We start from the raw sequence: 25066 nt of genomic DNA, 5'->3' as shown, positions 1-25066 counted from the left end.
CCCCGCATAGCGCAGCCCGCCTTGCCTTGGCCAGCGTCCAGCGTCACAAACGCGGCTATGCTACGCCTTTCACAATCCCCTACTGATCCCGCCTTCGTCCAGAACCCCTATCCGTTTTACGACCGCGCCCGCGCGCAGGCCGAGGTTTTCTGGTGGTCCGACTATGATATGGTCTGTGCTGTATCCTATGATGCCGTGCGTGCTGCACTCAAAGACAGGCGCATGGGCCGCGAAGCCCCGCCCGAATGCGCCCCGCCCGTCCCAAAAGGATTGGAGCCTTTCTATGCCATCGAAGCACACTCCATGCTGGAACTTGAACCGCCCCGCCATACCCGCCTGCGCGGTCTGGTCCTGCGCGCTTTCACCAGCAGACGGATTGCAGAACTGGCCCCGGAAATCACAGCGCTGTGTCACACCCTCATCGACGCATTTCCGGCCGAACCCTTTGATCTGCTGACACACTATGCACAGCCCGTGCCCGTGCGGATCATCGCCCGCCTGCTTGGCGTTCCCGAAGACAGCAGCGATAATCTGCTGCGCTGGTCAAATGCAATGGTCGCGATGTATCAGGCCAGCCGCACACCCCAGATCGAGGCGGCAGCGGTGGTCGCATGCCGCGAATTCACCGCGTTTTTGCAAGATTACATTGCTGAAAAGCGCAAAGCCCCCCGTGATGATCTAATATCAACCCTGATTGCCGCAGAGGAAGATGGCGAAAAGCTTACCACCGACGAGCTAATTACAACCTGCATCCTGTTGCTGAACGCGGGCCATGAGGCGACGGTGCATACACTGGGGAACGGCGTGAAAACCCTGCTGGAAACAGGCCATCGCGATTTTTCCGATCAGGGAATCGAAGAGATTTTCCGCTTTGATCCACCGCTGCATATGTTCACACGCTGGGTCTACGAAGACGTCGAAATCGGCGGTGTGGCGCTGAAACGCGGCGACCAGATCGGCTGTCTGCTAGGTGCCGCAAACCGCGATCAGGCCGCTTACGGAAATCCGAACACATTCGATCCCACACGCCCGATCAAACAAAACACCAGCTTTGGCGGCGGCATCCACTTCTGCGTCGGTGCCCCTTTGGCGCGGCTCGAAGTCAAGATCGCCCTCGACGTGCTGTTTAAGCGCTGCCCCGAGTTAAAACTGGCCGCACCCCCCGCCTACGCCGACGTCTTTCATTTTCACGGCTTACAGTCCCTCACCGTCACACGATGATTCCACAAAGGGTCAAGGCCGCGGCACGCGCCACGCCTTGGCGTGGTTTGCCTTGAGGCTTTGGGGAATCGCCACAACAGGATCGCAGTGGCTGGTTTACGGCAGACCTGCCCGTAAACCGCCTCCCAGCAGAAATCCCATTCCTCCCAACCAAAGCCGCACTCTCCACGATGCGACACCATGCCTATTTCAATATTGAGAATGTGCGGAAGCACTCCTTTGGATCAGACCATCACAATGGCAGGGCAACGCTCGATTTGATCTCTTCCATCGACAAAAGCGCTGTCACATTATGCACCCGCACTTCTGAGATGAGCGCCTGATAGAACGCGTCGTAGGCCCGCGCATTGGCGACCCGCACCTTCAAAATATAATCGATATCACCCGCCAGCCGATGCGCCTCTTGCACTTCAGGCCGTGCCTTCAGGGCCGCCAAAAACCGCTGCTGCCAGTCCGCTTCATGCTCTGATGTACGGATTAACACAAAGAAGCAGGCCTCGAACCCCAACGCCTCCGCATCCAGCATCACGGTCTGCTGCCCGATGATCCCCGCATCCTTCATCTTGCGGATGCGATTCCACACAGGCGTCTTCGAACTGCCTACATTTTTGGCAATTTCATCAAGCGATTGCGCCGCATCGCGTTGCATCTCCGAAAGGATTTTCCGGTCTGTTTCGTCGATCCGTACTGACATTCCTGATTTTCCTCATTTCGCAAACACATGGCCCTATTTGAGCCGATCACGGGACACACGTCCCTAACTACGGCGCATAGGCTGCATTTTCCAGAACATTATTCTATCTTGAGTGGTGAACAAGACAGCAGGTAAGCGACCATGCAACATTTTCCGATCTTCCTTGCCATCGCCGGTCGCCGGATCGTTGTGTCCGGTGGGGGTGATGCCGCTTTGGCCAAACTACGCCTTCTGATGAAGACCGAAGGCCACATCAATGTGGTCGCTGTTGACGCTGCCCCCGAAATCCACCGCTGGGCTGCCGAGGGCAAGCTGACCCTCACCCCCCGCGCGATGGATCGCGGCGATGCGATCTGTGCGGCCCTGTTCTACGCCGCCAACGAGGACGCGGAAGAGGACGCCCGCACAGCCGCCATCGCCAATGCAGAAGGCGCGTTGGTCAATATCGTCGACAACCTGCACGACAGCCAGTTCATCACCCCCGCCATCGTGGACCGCGATCCCGTGGTCGTGGCCATCGGCACGGAAGGGGCAGCCCCCGTGCTGGCCCGCAAGATCAAGGCCGATGTCGAAGCCGCCCTGCCCGCGTCCCTTGGCGTGCTTGCACGGATCGGCAAGACGTTCCGCCACGCGGTTGACGTGTTGCCCATGGGCGCGAAACGCCGCGACTTCTGGTCCGCGTTCTATTTCAACCGTGGTCCCAAAGCGATCGAAGCAGGCCAAGACGCTGTGATCCCCGCGCTGGAAACACTGCTGGACGAACACATCATGACCACCGACAAGGCTGGTCACGTCGATCTGGTCGGCGCTGGCCCCGGTGATCCCGAATTGCTGACGCTCAAAGCGCGCAACGCCTTGGATAAAGCAGATGTGGTCATCCACGACCGCCTTGTCACGCCCGAAATCCTCGAACTGGCGCGTCGCGAAGCGACGATTATCGACGCTGGCAAAGAAGGCTTCGGCGCATCCATGGCGCAGGGCGATATCGACGCGCTGATTGTGGAACACGCCGCGAAGGGCTTGCATGTTGTGCGCCTGAAAGCGGGCGATCCAACCGTCTTTGGACGCTTGGACGAAGAAATCGAGGCGATTGAAGCCGCTGGCATCTCCTACCGTATCGTGCCGGGCATCACAGCTGCCTCTGCCGCCGTGGCGGGCATCGGGCAGTCGCTGACCAAACGGGGTCGCAACTCCGCGATTCGGTTCCTGACCGGCCACGACACCAAAGGCTTTGCCGATCACGACTGGCGTGCGCTGGCCGCCGCTGGTGAAGTTGCCGCGATCTACATGGGTAAGAAATCCGCGCGTTTCATTCAGGGCCGCCTGCTGATGCACGGTGCCAACCCTGACACGCCCGTCACCGTGATCGAGAACGCAAGCCGCACCGATCAGCGCATCCTTGCGACCACCCTGTCGCAACTGGAACCAACGTTGACCAATGCGAACCTCTCCGGTCCCGCCATCACATTCTACGGCCTCGCCCCGCGTCACGCTCTGGCCGCTGCCAATACATTGCTACTCAAGGAGGCCGCCCAATGAGCCGCGCTTTCACACCCAAAGTCATCACCGCCAACGCACTTCTGGAAGGCGACGCCGTCTGGTTCACGCAAGACAGCACATGGACAGGCGACATCGCGCAGGCCGAGGTACTGACCGACGAAGCTGATGCCGACCTGCGTTTGCTGCAGGCACAAGCACAGCAGGACCGCATCGCAGGGGCGTATCTGGCGGACGTCACACAGACCGCGGACGGCCCGCAGCCAACACACTTCCGCGAAACGTTCCGCACACGCGGCCCGTCCAACTACAACCACGGCAAACAGGCAGAGGCATAATCCCATGTATCGCTACAACGACTTTGACACCGCCTTTATTGCCGAACGTAACGCCCAATTCCGCGCGCAGGTTGAACGCCGCGTCGACGGATCACTGACCGAGGACGAATTCAAGCCGCTGCGCCTGATGAACGGGCTTTACCTGCAACTGCACGCCTACATGCTGCGCGTGGCCATTCCCTATGGCACGCTGAACGCGCCGCAAATGCGCAAGCTGGCCGAGGTCGCGGACAAGTGGGACAAAGGCTATGGCCACTTCACCACGCGTCAGAACATCCAGTACAACTGGCCCAAGTTGCCCGATGTGCCTGACATGCTCGATGCGCTGGGTGAAGTCGGCATGCACGCGATCCAGACATCCGGTAACACAATCCGCAACGTGACCGCCGATCACTTCGCCGGTGCCGCCGCGGATGAGATCGCGGACCCCCGCCCCGTGGCCGAGCTGCTGCGCCAGTGGTCCACCGATCACCCCGAATTCCAGTTCCTGCCGCGCAAGTTCAAGATTGCAGTGACAGGCTCGCCCAATGACCGCGCTGTGACCAAGGCGCATGACATCGGCCTGCGCATGGTGCGCAACGCGGCTGGCGAGGCTGGTTTTGAGGTGATCGTCGGCGGTGGCCTTGGCCGCACACCGATGGTCGGCAAAGTGATCCGCGACTTCCTGCCCGTTTCTGACCTGCTGCCCTACTGCGAGGCGATTGTCAGCGTCTATAACCTGCTGGGTCGCCGCGATAATAAATACAAAGCGCGGATCAAGATCACGGTCCACGAGAACGGTCTGGAGAAAATTCAGGAGCTGGTCGAGGCACGCTTTGCCGAGATCAAGCCGACATTTGGCGGCTTTGATCAGGAACTGCTGACCAAGATCGAAGCACATTTCGCCCCGCCCGCTTTCAAGACCGCCAGCACGGACGGCTATGAGGCCGCACGTCTGGCAAACCCCGCCTTCCGCTCTTGGACCGACACGAACCTGACAGCGCACAAAGCGGACGGTTATGCCATCGTGAGTGTCAGCATCAAGAAGCATGGTGCCACGCCGGGCGATGCGTCGTCCGACCAGATGCGCGCACTGGCAGATATTGCCGAGACCTTCGGCCACAACGAATTGCGGATCAGCCACGAGCAGAATGTCATTCTGCCTCACGTCCACAAAGCCGATCTCCCTGCTGTCTATGCCGCCTTGCGCGAGGCCGATCTGGCAACGGCGAACATCGGGCTGGTGAGCGATATCATCGCCTGCCCCGGCATGGATTATTGCGCGCTGGCGACGGCGCGTTCCATCCCTGTGGCGCAAGAGATCGCCACGCGGTTCGACGAGTTGAAGCTGGAGCATGACGTGGGTCCGCTGAAGATCAAAATCTCGGGCTGCATCAACGCCTGCGGGCACCACCATGTTGGTCACATCGGTATCCTTGGCCTCGACCGTGCGGGCGTGGAAAACTACCAGATCACGCTGGGCGGTGACGGATCCGAGGACGCGACGATTGGCGAACGCGCCGGTCCCGGCTTTGGCCCCGACGATATTGTGCCCGCGATCGAGCGGCTTGTGCTGGGCTATCTCGACCTGCGCGTGGATGCGGACGAGACATTCCTGCAAGCCTACCGCCGTCTGGGTGCCGCACCCTTCAAAGCCATCCTTTATCCAGAAAAGGCTGCTCAAAATGCCGCTTAAGGAAATCGCAGACCGCCGGAACCTGTTGCACCGTAAAAGTGACGCGCAGACCATTCTGCGCCACGCGATTGAGGATGTGCGGCTGGGTGACACGGCGCTGGTCAGTTCGTTTGGCGCGGAAAGCGTCGTTCTGCTGCATATGGCCGCCCAAATCGACGCATCCGTACCGGTGATCTTTCTGGACACCGAAATGCTGTTTGCCGAAACGCTCGCGTATCAGCACGAGGTTGCGCAAACGCTTGGTCTGACAGATGTGCGCGTCGTCCGGCCCGACCGTGCCGGCCTCCTCATCCGCGACAGCGAAGGGCTTTTGCATCAGGCGGATGTTGATGCGTGTTGCACCCTGCGCAAGACCGAGCCGCTGCAAAAGGCCCTCGCGGGCTTCGGGTCGTGGGTCACAGGGCGCAAGCAATATCACGGCGGGCAGCGCACCGACCTACCCGTGTTCGAGAAGGAAGTAGGCTCTGCCCGGATCAAGGTGAACCCGCTGGCCCGTTGGGGGCGCGATGAGATTGCGGCCTACATGAATGAGCATGATCTGCCGCGCCATCCACTGGAGGCAAAGGGCTACCCCTCTGTCGGTTGCTGGCCCTGCACGAACCGCGTGAGCGACGTAAGCAATCCGCGTGCGGGCCGCTGGGAAAGCAGTGCAAAGACCGAATGTGGCATACATTTGTGAGCGCGGATTTGAGTATTTTGAAAAAAGCGAGCATGGGCCCCGCGCCCGGAGGACTGACGCAATGAGTGTGATTGTCAACGATACTGGCTTTGGCGCCGATGACTGGGACTGCGGGTTCCGCGATCTTGAGACACAGCCAGCGAACGATTGCCCGCAGGGCGTGGACCTGCCCAGCGACACCGATACGGCTGCTCTTGCGGGACTGTTGAACGTGGCAATGATTCGCGTTGATTTTCCCAGCTTTGCTGACGGGCGCGGCTTTACGCTGGCCACGCGGTTGCGCGGCTTGGGCTACAAGGGGCGTTTGCGGGCCAAGGGCCATGTGATTGCGGACCAATACGCGATGGCGCGGCGGTCGGGTTTTGACGAGGTCGAGATCAGCGACGATCTAGCCAGCCGTCAACCTGAGGCACAGTGGCTGGCGCGTGCCAACTGGCAGGCGCATGACTACCAAAGCCGCCTGCGTGGATGATGCGCGGATAAGCACCCTTTCCCTGATCCAGATCAATGACTAAACGGAGGGCGGCCCTGTATGCGGGTCGCCAATATGACTTATGACAGAGCAACGCCCCGTGACTGACGCCAATGCCAAGCCCGTGCCCACCCTGCCCGACGCGCAGACGGTCACATCCGTAAAACACTATACCGACCGCCTGTTCGCGTTCCGCGTGACGCGCCCCGCCAGCCTGCGGTTCCGGTCGGGTGAATTTGTGATGATCGGCCTGATGGGCGATCCGCACCCCGAGACCGGCAAGCAAAAGCCACTTCTGCGCGCCTATTCGATCGCGTCACCGTCGTGGGACGAGGAGCTGGAGTTCTATTCGATCAAGGTGCCAGACGGCCCGCTGACGTCCAAGCTGCAACACATCCAGCCGGGTGACGAGATTATCTTGCGGCCCAAGCCTGTGGGCACGCTGGTGCATGACGCGCTGCTGCCCGGCAAGCGGCTCTACTTTTTTGCCACCGGCACGGGCTTTGCGCCCTTTGCCAGCTTGCTGCGCGAGCCGGAGACATATGAAAACTACGACGAGATCATCATGACGCACACCTGCCGTGATGTGGACGAGTTGACCTATGGCCGTGAGTTGATCGAGAACCTCAAGCAGGACGAGATGATGATCGAACTGCTGGGTGAAGAGAACCTTGCCAAGATCAAGTACTATCCCACGACCACCCGCGAGCAGAGCCTGAAGATGGGCCGTATTACGACGCTGATCGAAAATGGCGAGTTGTTTGACGATCTGGGCGTGCCGCCTCTGAACCCTGCCACCGACCGTGCGATGGTTTGCGGGTCGCTGGCCTTCAACCTTGATATCAAGACGCTGCTGGAAAAGGCGGGCCTCAATGAAGGCGCGAATTCCGAACCGGGTGAGTTTGTGATCGAGAAGGCCTTTGTTGGCTAGACCGTATCACAGAATTCAAAGAAAAAGGGCCGCGTCGTTTCTGACGCGGCCCTTTTTGTTTCGCTATTTGAAAGGGCTTAGAGGCCCATCGCTTCGCGCAGACGTGTCAGCGTCGCTTCCAGCAAGGCCGGATCGTCTTTGACTGCATTCACAGCTGCGGCAAGTGCGGTCTTCTGGACAGTCGACAGGTCAGAGCCGTCGATCATCTCAAGCACCTGATCAACGTCAAAGCCGTCAGCCGTCAGCAGATCGGCAGGCGATGTCGCCTCTTCAGCAGCTGTGATGTTTTCGGCAAGCGCCTCTGCTGTTTCGTCAGTCACGGCATCAGCGTCCGCGCCGGCAGCTTCGGATGTTGCGTCTTCACCAGCCTGCGTTGTTTCCTCGGCAACAGCTTCTGCTGTCTCTTCAGTCACGGCGTCGGCTTCGGCAGCAGCAGCGGCTTCTTCAGCAGCGGCAGCCTCGGCAGCAGCAGCTTCTTCTGCGGCAGCAGCTTCAGCAGCGGCTTGTTCCGCAGCAGCTTCTTCAGCGGCAGCGGCGGCGGCTTCTTCTGCAGCAGCGGCTTCAGCGGCGGCAGCTTCTTCTGCAGCGGCAGCAGCAGCCTCTTCAGCGGCGGCGGCTTCAGCAGCGGCAGCTTCTTCTGCGGCAGCAGCTTCGGCAGCAGCAGCTTCAGCGGCTTCTTCTTCGGCAGCTGCCTGCTCGGCGGCCGCGTTCGCAGCAGCTTCGGCTTCGGCAGCAGCGCGCTCTTCGTCGGTTGGGCCGTCTGTTTCGGCAGCAGGCTCACCATCAACGGGTGTATCAACTTCAGCGGTCACGTCTGTGACGTTCTCGTTGGTGTTGTCCGCTTCCAGCTCGTCCGCGTCATTAAGGGCCGCAGCAGCGTCGGATGCAGCATCGTCAGCGGCCTGTGCTGCTTCATCAACCAATTCGGCTGTTTCGGCAGCCGCTTCTTCTGCGGCCTCTTCGGTTGCGTCGGCACCTTCGGACACGGTGTCAGCCACGGCATCGGCGGCATCGCTTGCAGCGTCAGCGGCTTCCGCGCCCAGTTCTTCGGCCGCGCCGGTCAGAACACCAAACGCCTCGGTCGGGGTCCGGCCATTTGCGGCATACTGGTAGCCGAAGAAGCCGAGAATCGCGGCAACGACAAGAATTAATATCGCTCTCATCAGAATGATCCTTTCAATTGATCAGGCAGCGGCCCCATTCGGGCCTTACAGGTCATATGTCAGAACGCACAAGGAAGTAAAAGTATCCACAAGTGGGGAAAATTGCCGATAACTTCGCTTTTTTGCCCCGTTTTGCGGGTTGAAGGTGGCCTGTCGCAGCTTTACCTTGTCGGAACACCTGCTGAACAATCAAAGGATAAGTACCATAGGACGCAGACCCCATAACGCGCCACCACAGCGCGACACTGGCCCACGGATCAACGAACGTATCAGGGCCGCAGAAATCCGTCTTATCGGGGCGGAAGGCGAAAACGTCGGGGTGGTGACACCCGAACGTGCATTGGTCATGGCAGAAGATGCCGGACTTGATCTGGTCGAAATCTCGCCCAACGCATCGCCGCCTGTCTGCAAGATCATGGACTTCGGGAAATTCAAATACGAAACCCAGAAGAAAGAGGCCGAGGCCCGCAAGAAGCAGAAGATCATCGAGATCAAGGAAGTGAAGTTCCGCCCGAATACGGACAATCACGACTACGATGTGAAGATGCGCAATGTCTTCAAGTTTCTGGAAAACGGCGACAAGGTGAAAGTCACCCTGCGTTATCGTGGTCGCGAGATGGCCCACCAGGATCTGGGGCGTCAACTGCTTGAGCGTGTGGCCGAGGACACCAAAGAACACGGCAAGATCGAGAACTTCCCCAAGATGGAAGGCCGTCAAATGGTCATGCTGATCGGGCCGCTGTCGAAGTAACGACCGGCCTCAGCCGTCTGATAGGATGAACGAAAAGGCGCCCGTATGCGGCGCCTTTTTTGCGTTTGGATGGTAATATCCAAAGAAAGATTGACCACAGCAGGTCGTCGGCGTTTCCTGTTCAGGCAAGAGCGATGATCGAAAGGATGACGATGACCGGTCCCGCATATTTCGATGAAACCACCTGCGATATCGCGGCCTTTGCCGCGCTGTGCGAGCAATCGCACCCAACACCCACTCCCTATGCCGCTGACGTGCAAAGCGCCGTCCCAGTTTATGACATTGCCGCACTGACCGATGTCCTATCTGGACCCGATCGCCAGACCCTGCTTGCAGAATGGGCTGCGGTGATGCGCGATGGTGCGGGTGTGATCGTTCTGCGCCGCGCCTACAGCGATCACAGCGCGATCGATGCGGCGACGCAGATTTATCTCGATACCATCCAAGGCGAAAAAGCAGCCGGTGGCAGCAATGCGGATCATTTCTCAAAGGGCACCAATGATCGTGTCTGGAACAGCCTGCAAAAACTGTGCCTTGCCGATCCAAAGGTTTTTGCGACCTATTTCGGTAACATCGCCTTGCAGGCCGCGTCCGAGGCGTGGCTTGGGCCGAACTATCAAATGACGGCACAGGTCAATCTGGTCTATCCCGGCGGTTCTGCACAGACCTGCCATCGCGATTATCATCTGGGGTTTCAGACCAATGACGTGTCAGCCGCCTACCCCTCGCATGTGCACGACCTGTCACCGTTCCTGACGCTTCAGGGGGCCGTTGCCCATTGCGATATGCCGGTGGACAGCGGCCCGACCAAGCTATTGCCGTTCTCGCAGAAATATCGGGCGGGCTATCAGGCGTATCGGTTGCCAGCCTTTCGGGACTATTTCGAGGATCATTTCATCCAGCTTCCCCTTTCCAAGGGTGATGCGCTGTTTTTCAATCCAGCCCTGTTTCACGCGGCTGGGGAAAACCGCACCACCGACATCGACCGCATGGCGAACCTTCTACAGGTGTCCTCTGCCTTTGGCCGCGCGTTGGAGAATGTGGACCGTGGCGCAATGTGCAAAGCGCTTTTCCCGGCTTTGAAAGAGCTGGCCTTGCCGCAGCCTTTGCAGGATGCAGCCGTCGCGGCCTGTGCAGAGGGGTATTCCTTCCCCACGAACCTTGATACCGATCCGCCAGTTGGTGGGCTGGCCCCCGCCAGCCAAGCCGACATTATGCGCCGCGCTTTGGCCGAAGACTGGACGCCGGTTCAGTTTGGCGCATCACTTGAGGCGTTGAGACAGCGGCAGTCAGCCTGACCGTAGACAGTGGATCACAAGCTAAGGTCCGGCAAAGCAAAAGGCCCCGCTTGAATGCGGGGCCTCTCAAAAAGTATCGCTCGGATTTAGCCCGCAGCTTTTACCGCGCGCCCTGTCATGACTTTCACCAGATGGGCGCGATAGTCTTTGGATCCGTGCAGATCAGCGATCATATCGTCAGGTTCCACGCTAAGTCCGCCCAAAGCGTCAGCACTAAAGTTCGACGACAGCGCCTCCTCTGCTTCTGACCAACGATAGACGCCATCCTCGGACGCGCCAGTGACGGCAACGCGCACGCCATCGGCGTACTTGGCGACAAACACGCCGACCAAGGCAAAGCGGGACGCAGGCTGCACGAACTTTTGGTAATTCGCCTTTTCCGGCACCGGAAAGCGCAGTTCGGTGATGATCTCACCCTCGTCCAGTGCCGTGGCGAACATCCCGTCAAAGAAGTCATCAGCCGCGATTTCGCGCGTGTTGGTGATGACCGTGGCCCCCGACCCCAGCACGGCTGCCGGATAGCAGGCCGATGGATCGTTGTTGGCGACAGAGCCACCGATTGTGCCGCGATTGCGCACCGCAGGACAGCCCACGTGGGATGCCAGTTCAGACAGTGCCGGATACAGCGATGCGCATTCCGCCTTCACCGCCGCATGGGTGGTCCCTGCCCCAATGCACACGGCACCGTCATCGGCCTGACAGACGCCCTTAAGCTCGGGAATGTCTGTCAGGCTGACCAATGCAGAGGGCATCGCCAGACGCGCCTTCAGCGTCGGGATCAGCGTTTGACCCCCTGCCAGCGCCTGCGCGTCTTCTTCCGAAAGTGCCTTGACCGCATCCGCAATCGTCGTTGGCCGCTTGATTTCAAATTCATACATTGTCGCGGTCTCCTTAGTTTGCGTTCATCGCGGCCCAGACGCGGTTCGGCGTCAGAGGCATGTCGATATGTTTCACGTCTTTGCCGCCCGATTGCAGCGCGTCGATCACGGCGTTGACGATTGTTGGCGGCGATCCGATCGCCCCCGCCTCGCCGCAACCTTTCACGCCCAACGGGTTGTGCGTGCAGGGCGTGGCGCAGGAATGGTCCACGCCATAGAACGGCAGATCGTCCGCGCGCGGCATGCAGTAATCCATGTAGGATGCCGAGGTTAGCTGACCGTTGTCGTCATACGTTGTTTCTTCGTAGATCGCCTGCCCGATGCCTTGCGCCAAACCGCCGTGCACCTGTCCGGTCACGATCATCGGGTTGATCACGTTGCCGAAATCATCGACGGCAGTAAACCGGTCCACCCGCACCTTGCCCGTATCGGGGTCCACTTCGACCTCGCAGGTGTAGGCGCCAGATGGATAGGTGAAGTTAGCAGGATCATAAAACGCTGTCTCTTCCAGCCCCGGTTCCACCGTTTCCAGCGGGAAGTTGTGGGGGACGTAAGCCTTAAAAGCGACCTCACCAAAGCTGACCGATTTATCGGTGCCAGCCACGCTAAAGTTACCATCCTCAAAGCTGATATCGCCCTCGGCAGCTTCCAACATGTGTGCCGCGATCTTCTTGGCTTTGGCGATCACCTTTTCGGTGGCACGCACCACGGCAGAGCCGCAAACAGCCAGCGAGCGAGAGCCGTAAGACCCCATCCCGAACGGAATTTTCGACGTATCACCGTGCACGATGTCGATAGAGCTTGCATCAATGCCCAACATATCGGCCACAACCTGCGGGAAGGCTGTCTCGTGCCCCTGCCCGTGACTGTGTGCGCCGACCATAACCGACAGCGTGCCGGTGGCATTCACGCGCACAGTCGCCGCGTCATAAAGACCAACGCGCGACCCGAGGATGCCCACAAGGTTCGACGGTGCGATGCCGCATGCCTCGATATAGGCGTTCACGCCGCGCCCGCGCAGCATGCCTTTGGCCTCGCTTTCCTTGCGGCGGGCCGCGAAGCCTGCGGCGTCGGACATTTCTTCCATCTTATCGACAAGCTGGTCGTAGTTGCCGGTGTCATATTCCAGACCTGCCGCACTGGCGTATGGAAACTGATCGGGCTTGATGAAGTTCTTGCGGCGCAATTCCATCGGATCCATGTCCAACTCGCGGGCTGCCATGTCGATCACCCGCTCAAGCGAATAGGTGGCCTCTGGCCGCCCAGCGCCACGATAAGCGTCAACGGGGGCAGTGTTGGTGAACACGGCCTTCACGTTCACATAGACGTTGGGAACGGTGTAGTTGCCCGCCATCAGCGTTCCGTGCAGGAACGTGGGTGTCGCGGTCGAGAAGTTCGACAAATAGGCGCCCACATTGGCCATGGTTTCGGTGCGGAAGGCGATAAACGTGCCGTCCTTTTCGCAGGCCAGTTCGATCTTGGTCACGTGGTCGCGGCCATGGGCATCTGTCAAAAACGCCTCGGAACGGGACGCCGTCCAGCGCACGGGGCGGCCCAGACGTTTGGACGCGGCCAGCACCAGTGCCTCTTCTCCATAGTGGTAGATTTTCGACCCGAAACCGCCACCCACGTCAGGCGCGATTACGGTCAGTTTGTTCTCTGGGATACCCATCACAAACGCGCAGATCAGCAGTCTCGTCAGGTGCGGGTTCTGTGATGTGGTGTACAGTTTGTATTCATCTGTGCCCGGATCATAAATGCCGGTAGACGCGCGTGGCTCCATTGCGTTGGGCACAAGGCGGTTATTCACCAGTTCCAGCGTCGTGACGTGCGGTGCGTTCTTGATCGCCTCATCGGTGGCAGCGCGGTTATCCTCGATCCAGCCCCAGTCAAAACACTGGTTGGTTTCAATTTCATCATGGACAAAGCGGCCGCCTTTCAGCGCCTCTGCCATATCCACAATAGCAGGCAGTTCCTTGATGTCGGCCTCGATCGCCTCGGCGGCGTTCTGCGCTTGCTCTGGCGTTTCCGCAATCACGGCGGCGTAGGCATCGCCCACGTGGCGCACCTTGCCGTGTGCCAAAACGGGGCGCTTGGGCTCTTTCATCGGCTCGCCATCGCGCGAATTGATCAGCCAGCCAGCGGGGTTGCCGCCTACTTCGGCAAAGTCGGCACCGGTAAACACGGCCAACACGCCAGGCATCGCCTCGGCGGCGAAGCTGTCAATCGACACAATCTCGCCATGGGCCACGTCAGAGCGCACGAAACAGGCATGCACCTGCCCTGCGATTTGAATATCGTCTGTATATTTCCCGCGTCCTGTCAGAAACCGGACGTCTTCGCGGCGCTTTGTGTCGGCACCAATTCCATCATGATCCTTCGGCATTCATAGTCCTCCCGTTGCTGGCCGCAAAATTCTGGAATTCTGCATGGCCCAACAAATTTTCTAGAAAATTCTTATTCGGCTGCGATGGCCGACACATCCTGACCGGACGCGGCCATGATCGCCTTGACGATGTTATGATAGCCTGTGCAGCGGCAGATATTGCCTTCAAGATACTGGCGCACATCAGCTTCGCTGGGCTTGGGGTTCTCTTTTAAAAGCGCCGCTGCGGTCATCACCATGCCTGGTGTGCAAAAACCGCACTGAAGCCCGTGGTGGTCCTGAAACGCCTGCTGGATCACATTCAGCGATCCGTCTGCATTGGCTTGCCCTTCGATGGTGGCCACATCAGCGCCATCCGCCTCAACCGCGAACATCGCGCAGGATTTGACCGACTGGCCATCAACGTGAATGACGCAGGCCCCACACTGGCTGGTGTCGCAGCCCACGTGCGTTCCTGTCAGGCGCAAATCGCCACGCAGGAAATCGACAAGCAGCGTGCGCCCTTCGACCTCTCCTGAAACTTCTTTTCCGTTCACCGTCATTGAGATTTGCGGCATGACATCCTCCCGATCTGTGCATCTTTGGGTGGAGTTAAGCACGGGACACAGCGACTTGAGAACCTATAAACGTCGCTGCACCTGCACGGTCGCGCGGATTTGTTCCGACAGAGGACAGACTTAGGCCTTATGCCGCGTCACTTGGACGCCTCAACTGCGCAATGATTTGGGCCATGATGCTGACCGCAATTTCAGCAGGCGTTTTGGAGCCGATATCGAGCCCCACGGGCGCATGCAGCCGTGTCAGATCGCGGTCCAGCCGCGCGGCGCGCTTGGCGTGCGTGCGCGTTGATCCGAGGGAGCCGATATAAAACGCAGGGCTATCCAGCGCTGCGATAATTGCAGGATCATCCAGCTTGGGATCGTGTGTGAGCGTGACAACGGCCGTGCGCGCATCGGGCGCCAATGCCGCGATTGCATCATCCGGCCACGCATCATCAATGTCCTGATCAGGAAACCGTGCCGCGCTGCCAAAGGCCCCACGTGGATCGATGACAACGGTATCAAACCCGCAGGCCTGCGCCATCGGCACCAGATGCTGGGCAATGTGGACGGCCCCGACCACAATCAGCCGTAGTGGCGGATTATAAATGCGTGTGAACGTCCGCCCGTCCTCAGCGATGCCAGACCGATCTGACCGAAAACGTGCCGGATCGTCTGCCACTTGGCCAATTTCGCGCGATGCGCCCTCCAGATCAACCACATAAGACACAGGCGTTTTTGCCGCCCGCATCGCCACAAGGTCGCGCAAAAGATCAACGGGGAGCGATCCGCCAATCGTATCCACCAGCACGCGGATACGCCCGCCACAAGCAAGCCCAACGGCAAAGGCATCATCATCGCTGACGCCGTATTCGAGCAAGCGTGACGCCCCCTCGCCCAGCGCGTCCTGCGCCTCGGCCACAACAGCACCTTCAACGCATCCGCCGGACACCGACCCTTCCATCGCGCCGTCCGCGTCAATCACGAGATGGCTACCTGTCGGACGCGGCGCAGAGCCCCACGTGTCTACAACCGTGGCCAGCGCCACCTTGCGGCCCGCATCGTGCCAACCCAGTGCCAATGCCAACAGATTAGTCATCGCGCCGGACAATCCGCGTTTGAAAGCAGTTGTTACGGGCAGAACGCACGTCGACAAAGGCAATCCCGTCTTGCGCCAGCAGATCCTGCGCATAGGCCACGATGGCGGCGCTGTCTGTCACCTGACCCGTGCCATAAACGATTCGGTGATCCGCACTGTAGCCTTTCAGCAGGTAATCAGGCGATGTTGTCAGCACGGGTGGCAAATCGCCCCCGTCATACGGCTGGCACGCATCAGCGCACAGAAAAATCGGGCCGGTTTCTGCGTAGGGCTGCGGGTCAGGAAACGGGCGGGCAGCGCAAATCAGCATGTCAGCGCCCGCCGGAATATCCTGCAGGCACGACCGGCATGGCATCCCTTGCCCATCCGAGACAGCCCTTTCGGCGGGATTGCAATAGGCATCGCCTCCCCCCGCGCGCAGATGGTCAACAGTTTCTTGGTCGTATGGCAGAAAGGCGATGGTCATCGGGAAGCTCCTTGTGTGTGTGACGGCAGCTTACCGGTCAGCGACCAGCCCAGACGATCCGTATCCTGCGCTTTATCACCCATCAGCGCAAGAAAGCGGGCTTTATCACCTGCATCATCGGGGCGGCCCAGCGCATCGGCTAACCCTTCTAGCGACGCGATATTGTGGCCCGCGCGAAAGCTGGTGACATGCGGCAGCATCTGCGCCACCCCGCGCGCTTTGGGCACAAATCTGTCCCAACGCAAAAGCGGGTTCAGCCAGATCAGCTGCCGTGATGACAAGCGCAACTTGCGCATCACAGCCCCCAGATCGGCATCGGAATCACGGTCCAATCCATCGGTGACCAGCACGACTACGGCACCCCGCCCCGCGACACGGCGCGACCAGTCACGATTGAACCGATCAAGGCACGCCGCAATCCGCGTGCCGCCTTCCCAATCCTGCGCCTCTGCCCCTGCGGCAGCCAACGCGGCATCCACATCCCGCTGGCGCAGATGGCGGGTGATGTTTGTCAGGCGTGTGCCAAAGGTAAAGGCGTGGACCTCGGCCCAGCCCTGCCCCTTGGCGTTTGCGACGCTGTGGACAAAATGCAGAACCGCGCGGGAATACTGCGACATGGAACCAGAGATATCGCACAGCACAATCAGATTGGGATATGTTTCGCGCCGCCGCTGTGTGGCCATGGCGCTGATCTCGCCGCCTTGGCGCATGGCGGCCCGCATGGTCCCGCGCCAATCGGGCAACGGCCCCGCAAGGCGCTGCGTCCTGCGGCTTTGCAGCGGTTTGATCGGCAGCCGCATCCGAGCCAAAACCCGTTTGGCCTGCGCCATTTCAGCGACGCTCATCTGTTCGAAATCCAGCGTTTTTAGCCGTTCCTCGGCGCTTGCCGTCTGGCTGGCGTCAATGTCGATCTCGACCTCGTCGCCATCTGTCGCTGTATCCGGCACATCATGGTCCTGCCCGTCCAGCAAAGCCTGTGCTGCGCGCCGTTCGGCTGGTGCGGCGAGGCGCTCTTCCTGCATGCCGCGCACCATCGGCGTCAGAAATCCCATCATGTGTTCCATGAACTGCGGATCGCGCCAGTAGAGGCGGAAGATTTGTGCAAAGATAAGACGCTCTTCCGGTTTGGACACAAAACAGGCGTGTAGCGTCCAGTAGAAATCAGGTTTGTTGGTGAAGCCCGCAGCCCGAACAGCCGCAATCGCATTCAGCACCCGCCCCGATCCAATCGGCAGGCCCGCACGGCGCAAGGCGCGGGCGAAGTGGGTGATGTTGCCAGCCAGCTTGGGATCGTCCGGCAGGTCAAGAGCCGGATGTGTCAGCACGATGTGCTGAATGGGGGTTTTACACCCCCAAACCCCCGTAAAGTATTTCCGTCCAAAAGAAGCATCTAGGAAGGCAGACCGCTGCGGGCATCGTCAAGAATACGCTTGGCCTCGGCGCCTTGGAGTTTCTGGATATCGTCCTGATATTTCAGCACAGCGCCAAGTGTGTCGCTGATGACCTCTGGCGACAGATTGATCACATCAAGCGCCAGCAGGCATTTCGCCCAGTCAATGGTTTCGGCCACGCCCGGCTTTTTGAACAGATCTTCGCCGCGCAGGCGTTGGACAAAGGCAACGACCTCCTCGCTCAGTGCTTTCGATGCCTCTGGCGCGCGGGCCTGCAGGATCTCCAACTCACGATCGAAATCGGGGTAATCAACCCAATGATAGAGACACCGGCGCTTGAGGGCGTCATGCACTTCGCGCGTGCGGTTGGAGGTGAGGATGACGATGGGTGGCTCGGGCGCTTTGATCGTGCCCAGTTCAGGGATCGTGACTTGGAAATCGCTAAGCGCCTCAAGCAGAAACGCCTCAAACGGGGCATCCGTGCGGTCCAACTCGTCGATTAGCAAGACAGGCGCGCCGCCGGGCTGCGGGCGCATGGCCTCAAGCAACGGGCGCGCGATCAGGTAATCTTCGGTGAAAAGCTCCGATTTCAGCGCATCGCGGTCAGCGCCGCCCGCAGCCTCGGCCGCGCGGATGGCGATCATCTGTTCAGCGAAGTTCCATTCGTAGACAGCCGACGACGCATCAAGCCCCTCGTAACATTGCAACCGGATCAGGCGGCGGCCAAGTGCTGCGGCGATAGCCTTGGCGATCTCGGTTTTTCCAGTCCCAGCCTCGCCTTCCAGAAACAGCGGGCGGCCCAGTTTGAGCGCAAGAAAGGCGACTGTGGCCAAGGGCCTGCCGCAGACGTAATCCTGTCGGGCCAGCGCGGCCTGTACCGCATCAATGTCGTCAAATGCCATGTCATCCCCCCTGCCGTGCTAGAACTGCACCCTGACAGCGTGGCGTCAAGAGCCAGCGGCATGTGGCCCCATTGCCGTTGGTGGCTCAACCCCGTATCTTTGCGCCAAACCCACCGCAGGAGCATTGCCCGATGAAAGATACCGTCCATACCGCAGGTCACGGCCCCGACCTTGGGCCATTTGACTGGGCTGATGCACTGCGCCTTGAGGATCAGTTGTCCGAGGATGAGCGGATGCTGCGTGACGCGGCCCGCACCTTTGCGCAGGATGTCTTGCAGCCCAAGGTGACGGATGCCTACCGCGAGGCGACAGTGGATGCCGGAATTTTCAAACAGATGGGTGACGCGGGTCTGTTGGGCCTGACGATTCCCGAAGAATACGGCGGGCTTGGCGCGTCTTACGTGACCTACGGCCTTGTCGCTCGCGAGATTGAACGGGTGGACAGTGGTTATCGGTCGATGATGTCGGTGCAATCATCGCTCGTGATGTATCCGATCCACGCCTACGGGTCCGAAGAGCAGAAAAAGAAATACCTGCCCGGTCTGGCAGCGGGTGATCTGATCGGCTGTTTCGGCCTGACGGAACCGGACGCGGGCAGCGATCCGGCCGGCATGAAAACCACGGCCAAGAAAACCGACACCGGTTACGTGCTGAACGGCTCCAAGATGTGGATTTCCAACAGCCCTATTGCCGATGTCTTTGTCGTCTGGGCGAAATCCGACGCGCACGACGGCAAAATTCGCGGCTTTGTACTTGAGAAAGGCATGGCGGGCCTGTCCGCGCCCAAGGTCGGCGGAAAGCTGTCGCTGCGGGCCTCTGTCACCGGCGAGATTGTGATGAAAGACGTGGAAGTGGGCGAAGACGCGCTGCTGCCCGGTGTGCAGGGTCTCAAGGGGCCGTTCGGCTGTCTGAACCGTGCACGCTATGGCATCGCGTGGGGCGTGATGGGCGCGGCAGAGTTCTGCTGGCATGCGGCACGGCAATACGGACTGGATCGCAAGCAATTCAACAAGCCCTTGGCCCAGACACAACTGTTCCAGTTGAAACTGGCCAATATGCAGACCGAGATCACGCTGGGCCTGCAAGGTGCGTTGCAAACAGGTCGCCTTTTGGACCAAGGCCGCGCAGCACCCGAGATAATCAGCATGATGAAACGCAACAACTGCGGGAAAGCACTGGATATCGCGCGGATGAGCCGCGATATGCACGGCGGCAACGGCATTTCCGAGGATTTCCAGATCATGCGCCACATGGTGAACCTTGAAACGGTCAACACCTATGAAGGCACGCATGACGTGCACGCCCTGATCCTTGGTCGCGCGCAAACAGGGCTACAGGCGTTTTTCTAAGAAAATTATCGCAAATCTGGCACGGCAACTGCCCAATTTTGCCGCAATGCAAAAGGATACAGGCCCGCAACGCGAAGCGATAAGTTGATTGAAAAGGTGTGATGATGAAAGACACGCGGATTGCATTTGAATCCGGCCTGAAAGGTCTGGAACCTGATCTTTGGGTCGATCAACTTGACGCTATCGCCGACGATCTGGGGTATTTTGAACCTCTGGGCGACAATCATATGGTCGCTTTCATCGATGCCGGACCCAAATTGCTGGTCACCTTTGAAGACGCCGAGATTATTCGCAAGCACTACCCCGACGCAGAGCCACGCGGATTTAAGTTTGTGCGTGAAGAAGGCTGGTCCCATCTGGCGATCATCTCAGACAGCGAAAGCTGGTTCCGCGACCCTGCGATCTTTGGCTATTTCGACCGGCTGATTGACGACGGCTTTTTCGAGGACTTTGACAAGGTTCTGTTTCACGGTGCGAATGCGGCGGGTTATGCAGCAGCGGCCTATAGCGTGGCCGCCCCCGGTTGCACCGTGCTGGCCATCCGCCCGCAAGCCACATTGGACCCGCGCATCACGGGTTTCGATCCGCGCCATACCGAGCAGCGGCGCAACGACTTCACAAGCCGGTACGGCTATGCGCCTGACATGATCGATGCCACGCAGGAAGCGTTCATTGCCTTTGATCCATTGCTACAGATGGATGCTGTGCATGCCGCCCTTTTCACCCGCAAGAATATGACCCCTTTGCGGTGCGTTTGCATGGGCGACCGCCTTGAGTTCAGCCTTGATGAGCTGGACATCCACAACGAGATGATCCGCAACGCGATGGACGACACGCTTGATACCGCATCATTTGCCAAGCTGATCCGCGCCCGCCGCAGCCATATCCGCTACCGTCGCGGGCTGTTCAGCCAGATGATCCGCCGCGACCATCCGGTTCTGGCGGCCAATGTCGCAGCCTACGTGCTGCGCGAAGGCCCAGACGGGTTCTTTTCCAAGAAACTGGAAGAGCTGCTGGCCAAGGGTCACAACCCGACCATACCGTTCAATATCGAAGCGGCTGAATAGCTATTTGCTCATCCGTTCCAGCGATGCGGGCACGTTTGGCGGGATAGACCCGTCATCCACCGCGCTCGACAGCAGAAACGCGGACCCAATCGCCGGAAGATATGCGTATTCCAGACCGAACCCGCCACCTTCGTTGGGCCATTCATAGCGCACCTGCGCAATCAGGGCCTCATAGGTGCATCCTGAAATGTCATATGTCGTCTTGTCGGATATCTTGACGCTGTAAATCTCGTCGCGGGTATTGCCATCGGTCCAGATATTGACCGTCGGACCGCTCCAACTGACGCCGATAGCGGGTTCGGGCGGGAAGCTGTCACCCACGCTGAAATCAATTTGCAACCGTGACGCGGGCTGGATGACACCGTTCAGCACATCAACTTCTTCCCTGAAATACAGACCGTATGGCCCCGTATAAAGCGTGTCATAGTCGTCGTTATTGTAGGTTTCCCGGACGGCCACATCGCCAGTGCCGGTGCGCTGCATAAATACCTGATTGCCGTCCTCGAACGTGACAACAAGCCCACGGCCAAGGTCGGATGTGTCAAAGCAGGCCGCGTGCAGCGCCATCGGTGATACGGCCATGACCACAGCGGTGGTCAGATATTGAAAAAGTGGTCTCATAAATCTCTCCTTGGAATTGTGGATGAGTGTTCCAAAAAAGACTGTCGCTGCCAAGGCCGCGAATACCTGACCTTGCACGGGACTTGTCTGCCTTTGGTCTGTCGTCAATTTCGGTGTAGTCTCTGGCCAGACATCACGTTTTCGGTTTAAGGGATGCGCATGACAGATAAACCGACCACCAGCCTTACGATCCGCCGCCCAGATGATTGGCACCTGCACCTGCGGGATGGCGCCATGCTGCGCGCCGTGCTTCCTGAAACAGCGCGCCATTTCGGACGTGCGATTATCATGCCGAACCTTATGCCGCCGGTGGTCACGGCTGCGGATGCAAGCGCCTATCGCGCCCGCATAATGGCCGCCCTGCCCGCTGACATGTCCTTCACGCCGTTGATGACGCTGTATCTGACCGAAGACACCGATCCCGCAGATGTGGCCGCAGCCCACGCCAACGGGATCGCTACAGCGGTCAAGCTATACCCCGCCGGGGCCACGACAAATTCAGCCTCGGGCGTGCGCGACTTTGAAAAGGTGCGCCCCGTTCTGGAAAAGATGGCCGAGATCGGAATGCCACTGTGTATCCACGGCGAGGTGACCCATTCAGATGTTGATATCTTTGATCGCGAGGCGGTCTTTATCGACAAGATCCTGAAACCCATCCGCAAGAAAAACCCTGATCTGCGGATTGTGATGGAGCATGTCACGACGCTGGACGCAGTCGACTACGTGCGCGATCAACCCAAGAACCTTGCTGCAACGATCACCACGCATCACCTGATCATCAACCGCAACCATATTCTGGCAGGCGGAATCAGGCCGCATTACTATTGCCTGCCTGTCGCCAAACGCGAACAGCATCGCGTGGCGCTGGTTCAGGCCGCGGTGTCTGGTGACAAACGGTTTTTCCTTGGCACAGACTCTGCGCCGCACACGGACCCCAACAAGCTTCAGGCTTGCGGCTGCGCCGGTGTGTTTTCGGCCAGCAACACGATGTCGTGCCTTGCCGAAGTGTTCGAAGCCGCCGACGCGCTTGATAAGCTCGAGGCGTTCACGTCGCTGAACGGACCGCGATTCTACGGATTGTCCGCCAGTGACGAGGCAATGACCCTGACACGGGGAGAGCCTGTGACCTATCCCAGCCATATCGCCACCGGTGATGGCCCCGTGACCGTATTCGACCCCGGCTTTCCGCTGCACTGGCGGGTTGCTGATTAATCCCGCAGGAGCCTCCGGCGGGAGTTGTTTTGGCCAAATGAAGATGAGACGCGCACCATGATCCCGACCAGTTTCCCCACCAAAGAAGAAATGGCCCGCCTGACTGCCGGTATGCTGATTGAAATTGGCGCGATTGACTTCAACGCGACCGAGCCGTTCACGCATGCATCGGGCAAGCAGGCCCCCACCTATGTGGACTGCCGCAAGCTGATCTCGTTCCCGCGCATCCGCGCCACATTGATGGATTTCCTATCCGTCACCATCATGCGCGAAGCGGGGTTCGAGGCGTTTGACAATATCGCCGGTGGTGAGACCGCGGGCATCCCCTTTTCTGCCATGGTGGCTGAACGGCTGGCCCTACCGATGACTTACGTCCGCAAAAAGCCCAAGGGTTACGGACGCAACGCCAGGATCGAAGGTGTGATGACAGAAGGTCAGCGCGTGCTGTTGGTCGAAGACCTGACCACGGACGGGGGATCAAAGCTGTCATTCGTCGACGCAATCCGTGACACAGGCGCTAGTTGCTCAGCCACAGCCGTGATTTTCTACTACGGCATCTTTGACGGTGTGGAAAAAACGCTGGCCGATCATGGCGTGCAACTGCTGCACTTGTGCACATGGTGGGACGTTCTGGCCGAAGCCAAAGCACGCGGTGCCTATGACGATGCCACTTTGGCCGAGGTTGAAACCTATCTGAACGACCCCGACGCATGGTCAGCGGCACGCGCGACATAAAACTTATCCACAGCGCGGGATAACTTGCGCGCTGTGTTTACCCTATGTTGCGATTTCGCGCCTGCGTTCCACCAAATCCGGTGACAAATGCCCAAGATGTGGTAAACATCCACATCAGGCCAAGACTTATCCAGATAGGCGGCGCGCAAGCCGTTGCGGTAAGACCCTGCACGGGGACACTGGCGAGCGGGACAAAAGCAAAATGAACGAGATCACCACATTCAACGCAAGCGGCGTGGAGACGGCAGAGGCCGAAACCATGCCCCATTCCATTGAGGCGGAACAGCAACTGCTGGGCGCGATTCTGACCAACAACGATGTGTTTGACCGCGTAGCGTCCATCATCGGGCCGCAACATTTCTACGATCCCGTACATGCCCGCATCTTTGAGGTGGCCGCCAACCGCATCGCCAAGAACGCGCTGGCCTCGCCTGTCACGCTCAAGGCGTTTCTGGAGGATGACGAAGGGCTCAAGGAATTGGGCGGTCCTGCGTATCTGGCGCGTCTGGCTGCGGCTGCGATCTCGGCCTTTGCGGCGAAGGACTATGCCCAGATGATCTATGATCTGGCCACCCGCCGCGATCTGATCGAGGTCGGCCAGACAATCGCCGCCAAGGCCGCCAAGGTTGATGTCGCCTCGGAGCCACGCGAACAAATCGTGGAAGCCGAGCAAGAACTGTACCGTCTGGCCGAGCAAGGCACAACAGAAAGCGGCTTTCAGTCCTTTCTCAAGGCGGTCACCACCGCGGTCAACTCTGCCAACGCGGCCTACCAGCGTGATGGGGATTTGTCGGGAGTTTCGACCGGCCTGATTGATATGGATAAAAAGCTGGGTGGCTTGCACAAGTCGGACCTGCTGATCCTTGCCGGTCGTCCGTCGATGGGTAAGACATCGCTGGCCACCAATATCGCCTACAACATCGCCAAGGCCTACCGCAAAGGCACCATGCCAGACGGGTCCGAGGGGGCTGTGAACGGCGGCGTTGTCGGGTTTTATTCGCTTGAGATGTCCGCAGACCAGCTGGCCGCGCGTATTCTGTCGGAAGCCTCCGAAGTGCCGTCCGAGCAGATCAGGCGCGGTGATATGACCGAGGCCGAGTTCCGCCGCTTTGTGGATGCCGCCAAACAGCTTGAGGCCTGTCCGCTTTTCATCGACGACACGCCTGCCCTACCGATTTCGCAACTGGCCGCCCGCGCCCGCAGGCTGAAGCGGACACATGGGCTGGACGTGCTGATGGTGGACTACTTGCAGCTTGTGCGCGGCACCGGACGCTCCGAAAACCGTGTGAACGAAATTTCCGAAATCACGATGGGCCTCAAGGCGATTGCAAAGGAATTGCAAATCCCCGTTATCGCTTTGTCACAGCTGTCGCGTCAGGTGGAAAGCCGCGAGGACAAGCGCCCGCAACTGTCAGACCTGCGCGAATCCGGTTCGATCGAGCAGGACGCCGACGTCGTGATGTTTGTGTATCGCGAGGAATACTACAAAGAGCGCGAAAAGCCCGGCGATCACGAGATGGAAAAGATGGCCGCGTGGCAAGAAGAGATGGAGCGCCTGCACGGCAAGGCCGAGGTTGTCATCGGCAAGCAGCGTCACGGTCCCATCGGCACCGTTGAATTGTCATTCGAGGGTCGCTTCACCCGCTTTGGCAACCTTGTGAAACCATGGCAGACCGAAGGCGGCGGCGATCAGGAATTCTGA

The 25066-nt window shown here is 59.3% G+C and carries 24 protein-coding genes; 14 read left to right on the top strand and 10 right to left on the bottom strand.

Translation table 11 applies throughout. The features are described 5' to 3' along the window. Positions 1–57 precede the first annotated feature (57 nt). A complete protein-coding gene (locus V8J84_RS11935; RefSeq protein WP_339931402.1) occupies positions 58–1221 on the top strand; it encodes a cytochrome P450 in 1164 nt (387 codons plus the stop codon). 232 nt (positions 1222–1453) lie between these two features. On the opposite strand, the gene V8J84_RS11930 is transcribed toward V8J84_RS11935, so the two are convergent. After that, on the bottom strand, positions 1454–1915 hold the full coding sequence (locus V8J84_RS11930) for an Lrp/AsnC family transcriptional regulator (protein WP_339931400.1): 462 nt from the start codon (positions 1913–1915) through the stop codon (positions 1454–1456). Between the two features lie 141 nt (positions 1916–2056). On the opposite strand from V8J84_RS11930, the gene cysG reads away from it, so the two are divergent. The 6 genes from cysG (at position 2057) to V8J84_RS11900 (ending at position 7507) form a co-directional block, all read left to right on the top strand. Next, positions 2057–3454 carry a siroheme synthase CysG gene (gene cysG, locus V8J84_RS11925; protein WP_339931398.1) on the top strand — a complete coding sequence of 466 codons (1398 nt, stop codon included), beginning with the start codon at positions 2057–2059 and terminating at the stop codon, positions 3452–3454. Further along, positions 3451–3750: a DUF2849 domain-containing protein gene (locus V8J84_RS11920; RefSeq protein WP_339931396.1), complete on the top strand. Its 300-nt coding sequence runs from the start codon at positions 3451–3453 to the stop codon at positions 3748–3750. The genes cysG and V8J84_RS11920 overlap by 4 nt, the downstream gene beginning before the upstream one ends. Positions 3751–3754: 4 nt before the next feature. Beyond that, positions 3755–5425 carry a nitrite/sulfite reductase gene (locus V8J84_RS11915; RefSeq protein ID WP_339931394.1) on the top strand — a complete coding sequence of 557 codons (1671 nt, stop codon included), beginning with the start codon at positions 3755–3757 and terminating at the stop codon, positions 5423–5425. After that, positions 5415–6104, top strand: a complete 690-nt coding sequence (locus tag V8J84_RS11910; RefSeq protein ID WP_339931391.1) for a phosphoadenylyl-sulfate reductase — start codon at positions 5415–5417, stop codon at positions 6102–6104. Before V8J84_RS11915 ends, V8J84_RS11910 begins: the two co-directional genes overlap by 11 nt. Positions 6105–6165: 61 nt before the next feature. Continuing rightward, the gene (locus V8J84_RS11905; RefSeq protein WP_339931389.1) at positions 6166–6576 is read left to right on the top strand and encodes a DUF934 domain-containing protein; all 411 of its coding nucleotides are present in this window, start codon (positions 6166–6168) and stop codon (positions 6574–6576) included. A gap of 82 nt (positions 6577–6658) precedes the next feature. Next, complete coding sequence (locus V8J84_RS11900) at positions 6659–7507, top strand: ferredoxin--NADP reductase (protein WP_339931387.1); 849 nt, start codon at positions 6659–6661, stop codon at positions 7505–7507. 77 nt (positions 7508–7584) lie between these two features. Here V8J84_RS11900 and V8J84_RS11895 read toward each other — a convergent pair whose 3' ends face one another. Continuing rightward, entirely contained in the window at positions 7585–8670 is a 1086-nt protein-coding gene (locus tag V8J84_RS11895; RefSeq protein WP_339931385.1) for a hypothetical protein, read from the bottom strand. A 145-nt stretch (positions 8671–8815) separates the two neighbouring features. On the opposite strand from V8J84_RS11895, the gene infC reads away from it, so the two are divergent. Further along, the gene (gene infC / locus V8J84_RS11890; protein WP_339932048.1) at positions 8816–9421 is read left to right on the top strand and encodes a translation initiation factor IF-3; all 606 of its coding nucleotides are present in this window, start codon (positions 8816–8818) and stop codon (positions 9419–9421) included. Positions 9422–9573: 152 nt separating this feature from the next. Beyond that, positions 9574–10719 (top strand): phytanoyl-CoA dioxygenase family protein, encoded by a 1146-nt coding sequence (locus tag V8J84_RS11885; RefSeq protein ID WP_445285970.1) that lies wholly within the window; start codon positions 9574–9576, stop codon positions 10717–10719. 86 nt (positions 10720–10805) lie between these two features. On the opposite strand, the gene V8J84_RS11880 is transcribed toward V8J84_RS11885, so the two are convergent. From V8J84_RS11880 to V8J84_RS11850, 7 genes are all read right to left on the bottom strand, one after another. Further along, positions 10806–11597, bottom strand: a complete 792-nt coding sequence (locus V8J84_RS11880) for an FAD binding domain-containing protein (protein WP_339931383.1) — start codon at positions 11595–11597, stop codon at positions 10806–10808. A gap of 13 nt (positions 11598–11610) precedes the next feature. After that, complete coding sequence (locus V8J84_RS11875; protein WP_339931381.1) at positions 11611–13983, bottom strand: xanthine dehydrogenase family protein molybdopterin-binding subunit; 2373 nt, start codon at positions 13981–13983, stop codon at positions 11611–11613. 71 nt (positions 13984–14054) lie between these two features. Continuing rightward, positions 14055–14540 carry a (2Fe-2S)-binding protein gene (locus V8J84_RS11870; RefSeq protein WP_339931379.1) on the bottom strand — a complete coding sequence of 162 codons (486 nt, stop codon included), beginning with the start codon at positions 14538–14540 and terminating at the stop codon, positions 14055–14057. Positions 14541–14667: 127 nt separating this feature from the next. Further along, positions 14668–15621 (bottom strand): XdhC family protein, encoded by a 954-nt coding sequence (locus tag V8J84_RS11865; protein ID WP_339931377.1) that lies wholly within the window; start codon positions 15619–15621, stop codon positions 14668–14670. Beyond that, a complete protein-coding gene (locus V8J84_RS11860) occupies positions 15614–16087 on the bottom strand; it encodes a DUF1203 domain-containing protein (RefSeq protein WP_339931375.1) in 474 nt (157 codons plus the stop codon). Before V8J84_RS11860 ends, V8J84_RS11865 begins: the two co-directional genes overlap by 8 nt. Continuing rightward, entirely contained in the window at positions 16084–17412 is a 1329-nt protein-coding gene (locus tag V8J84_RS11855; protein WP_339931373.1) for a vWA domain-containing protein, read from the bottom strand. Before V8J84_RS11855 ends, V8J84_RS11860 begins: the two co-directional genes overlap by 4 nt. Positions 17413–17477: 65 nt before the next feature. Further along, positions 17478–18380 (bottom strand): AAA family ATPase, encoded by a 903-nt coding sequence (locus V8J84_RS11850; protein WP_339931371.1) that lies wholly within the window; start codon positions 18378–18380, stop codon positions 17478–17480. A gap of 131 nt (positions 18381–18511) precedes the next feature. On the opposite strand from V8J84_RS11850, the gene V8J84_RS11845 reads away from it, so the two are divergent. Beyond that, positions 18512–19729: an acyl-CoA dehydrogenase gene (locus V8J84_RS11845; protein WP_339931369.1), complete on the top strand. Its 1218-nt coding sequence runs from the start codon at positions 18512–18514 to the stop codon at positions 19727–19729. A 104-nt stretch (positions 19730–19833) separates the two neighbouring features. Further along, complete coding sequence (locus V8J84_RS11840) at positions 19834–20796, top strand: phosphoadenosine phosphosulfate reductase (RefSeq protein ID WP_339931367.1); 963 nt, start codon at positions 19834–19836, stop codon at positions 20794–20796. Here V8J84_RS11840 and V8J84_RS11835 read toward each other — a convergent pair whose 3' ends face one another. Next, a complete protein-coding gene (locus tag V8J84_RS11835) occupies positions 20797–21417 on the bottom strand; it encodes a hypothetical protein (protein WP_339931365.1) in 621 nt (206 codons plus the stop codon). A gap of 159 nt (positions 21418–21576) precedes the next feature. On the opposite strand from V8J84_RS11835, the gene pyrC reads away from it, so the two are divergent. From pyrC to V8J84_RS11820, 3 genes are all read left to right on the top strand, one after another. Then, complete coding sequence (gene pyrC / locus V8J84_RS11830; RefSeq protein ID WP_339931363.1) at positions 21577–22629, top strand: dihydroorotase; 1053 nt, start codon at positions 21577–21579, stop codon at positions 22627–22629. A gap of 57 nt (positions 22630–22686) precedes the next feature. Then, positions 22687–23364: an orotate phosphoribosyltransferase gene (locus V8J84_RS11825; protein WP_339931360.1), complete on the top strand. Its 678-nt coding sequence runs from the start codon at positions 22687–22689 to the stop codon at positions 23362–23364. A 202-nt stretch (positions 23365–23566) separates the two neighbouring features. Further along, complete coding sequence (locus V8J84_RS11820; RefSeq protein WP_339931358.1) at positions 23567–25066, top strand: replicative DNA helicase; 1500 nt, start codon at positions 23567–23569, stop codon at positions 25064–25066.

The organism is Yoonia sp. 208BN28-4 (assembly GCF_037543925.1).
GTDB lineage: Bacteria > Pseudomonadota > Alphaproteobacteria > Rhodobacterales > Rhodobacteraceae > Yoonia.
The sequence above is the reverse complement of the archived record's forward strand: the minus strand, read 5'-3'. Positions and strand labels throughout refer to the sequence as shown.

What these genes read in the sequence shown, in the direction of transcription:
- V8J84_RS11920 (WP_339931396.1), top strand. Translation starts at nt 3,451, where the DNA reads ATGAGCCGCGCTTTCACACCCAAAGTCATCACCGCCAACGCACTTCTG.
- V8J84_RS11905 (WP_339931389.1), top strand. Translation starts at nt 6,166, where the DNA reads ATGAGTGTGATTGTCAACGATACTGGCTTTGGCGCCGATGACTGGGAC.
- V8J84_RS11915 (WP_339931394.1), top strand. Translation starts at nt 3,755, where the DNA reads ATGTATCGCTACAACGACTTTGACACCGCCTTTATTGCCGAACGTAAC.
- V8J84_RS11850 (WP_339931371.1), bottom strand. Translation starts at nt 18,380, where the DNA reads ATGGCATTTGACGACATTGATGCGGTACAGGCCGCGCTGGCCCGACAG.
- V8J84_RS11865 (WP_339931377.1), bottom strand. Translation starts at nt 15,621, where the DNA reads ATGACTAATCTGTTGGCATTGGCACTGGGTTGGCACGATGCGGGCCGC.
- V8J84_RS11840 (WP_339931367.1), top strand. Translation starts at nt 19,834, where the DNA reads ATGAAAGACACGCGGATTGCATTTGAATCCGGCCTGAAAGGTCTGGAA.
- V8J84_RS11875 (WP_339931381.1), bottom strand. Translation starts at nt 13,983, where the DNA reads ATGCCGAAGGATCATGATGGAATTGGTGCCGACACAAAGCGCCGCGAA.
- pyrC (WP_339931363.1), top strand. Translation starts at nt 21,577, where the DNA reads ATGACAGATAAACCGACCACCAGCCTTACGATCCGCCGCCCAGATGAT.
- V8J84_RS11895 (WP_339931385.1), bottom strand. Translation starts at nt 8,670, where the DNA reads ATGAGAGCGATATTAATTCTTGTCGTTGCCGCGATTCTCGGCTTCTTC.
- V8J84_RS11870 (WP_339931379.1), bottom strand. Translation starts at nt 14,540, where the DNA reads ATGCCGCAAATCTCAATGACGGTGAACGGAAAAGAAGTTTCAGGAGAG.
- V8J84_RS11900 (WP_339931387.1), top strand. Translation starts at nt 6,659, where the DNA reads ATGACAGAGCAACGCCCCGTGACTGACGCCAATGCCAAGCCCGTGCCC.
- V8J84_RS11910 (WP_339931391.1), top strand. Translation starts at nt 5,415, where the DNA reads ATGCCGCTTAAGGAAATCGCAGACCGCCGGAACCTGTTGCACCGTAAA.
- V8J84_RS11860 (WP_339931375.1), bottom strand. Translation starts at nt 16,087, where the DNA reads ATGACCATCGCCTTTCTGCCATACGACCAAGAAACTGTTGACCATCTG.
- V8J84_RS11930 (WP_339931400.1), bottom strand. Translation starts at nt 1,915, where the DNA reads ATGTCAGTACGGATCGACGAAACAGACCGGAAAATCCTTTCGGAGATG.
- V8J84_RS11880 (WP_339931383.1), bottom strand. Translation starts at nt 11,597, where the DNA reads ATGTATGAATTTGAAATCAAGCGGCCAACGACGATTGCGGATGCGGTC.
- V8J84_RS11825 (WP_339931360.1), top strand. Translation starts at nt 22,687, where the DNA reads ATGATCCCGACCAGTTTCCCCACCAAAGAAGAAATGGCCCGCCTGACT.
- V8J84_RS11820 (WP_339931358.1), top strand. Translation starts at nt 23,567, where the DNA reads ATGAACGAGATCACCACATTCAACGCAAGCGGCGTGGAGACGGCAGAG.
- V8J84_RS11845 (WP_339931369.1), top strand. Translation starts at nt 18,512, where the DNA reads ATGAAAGATACCGTCCATACCGCAGGTCACGGCCCCGACCTTGGGCCA.
- V8J84_RS11885 (WP_445285970.1), top strand. Translation starts at nt 9,574, where the DNA reads ATGACCGGTCCCGCATATTTCGATGAAACCACCTGCGATATCGCGGCC.
- V8J84_RS11935 (WP_339931402.1), top strand. Translation starts at nt 58, where the DNA reads ATGCTACGCCTTTCACAATCCCCTACTGATCCCGCCTTCGTCCAGAAC.
- cysG (WP_339931398.1), top strand. Translation starts at nt 2,057, where the DNA reads ATGCAACATTTTCCGATCTTCCTTGCCATCGCCGGTCGCCGGATCGTT.
- V8J84_RS11835 (WP_339931365.1), bottom strand. Translation starts at nt 21,417, where the DNA reads ATGAGACCACTTTTTCAATATCTGACCACCGCTGTGGTCATGGCCGTA.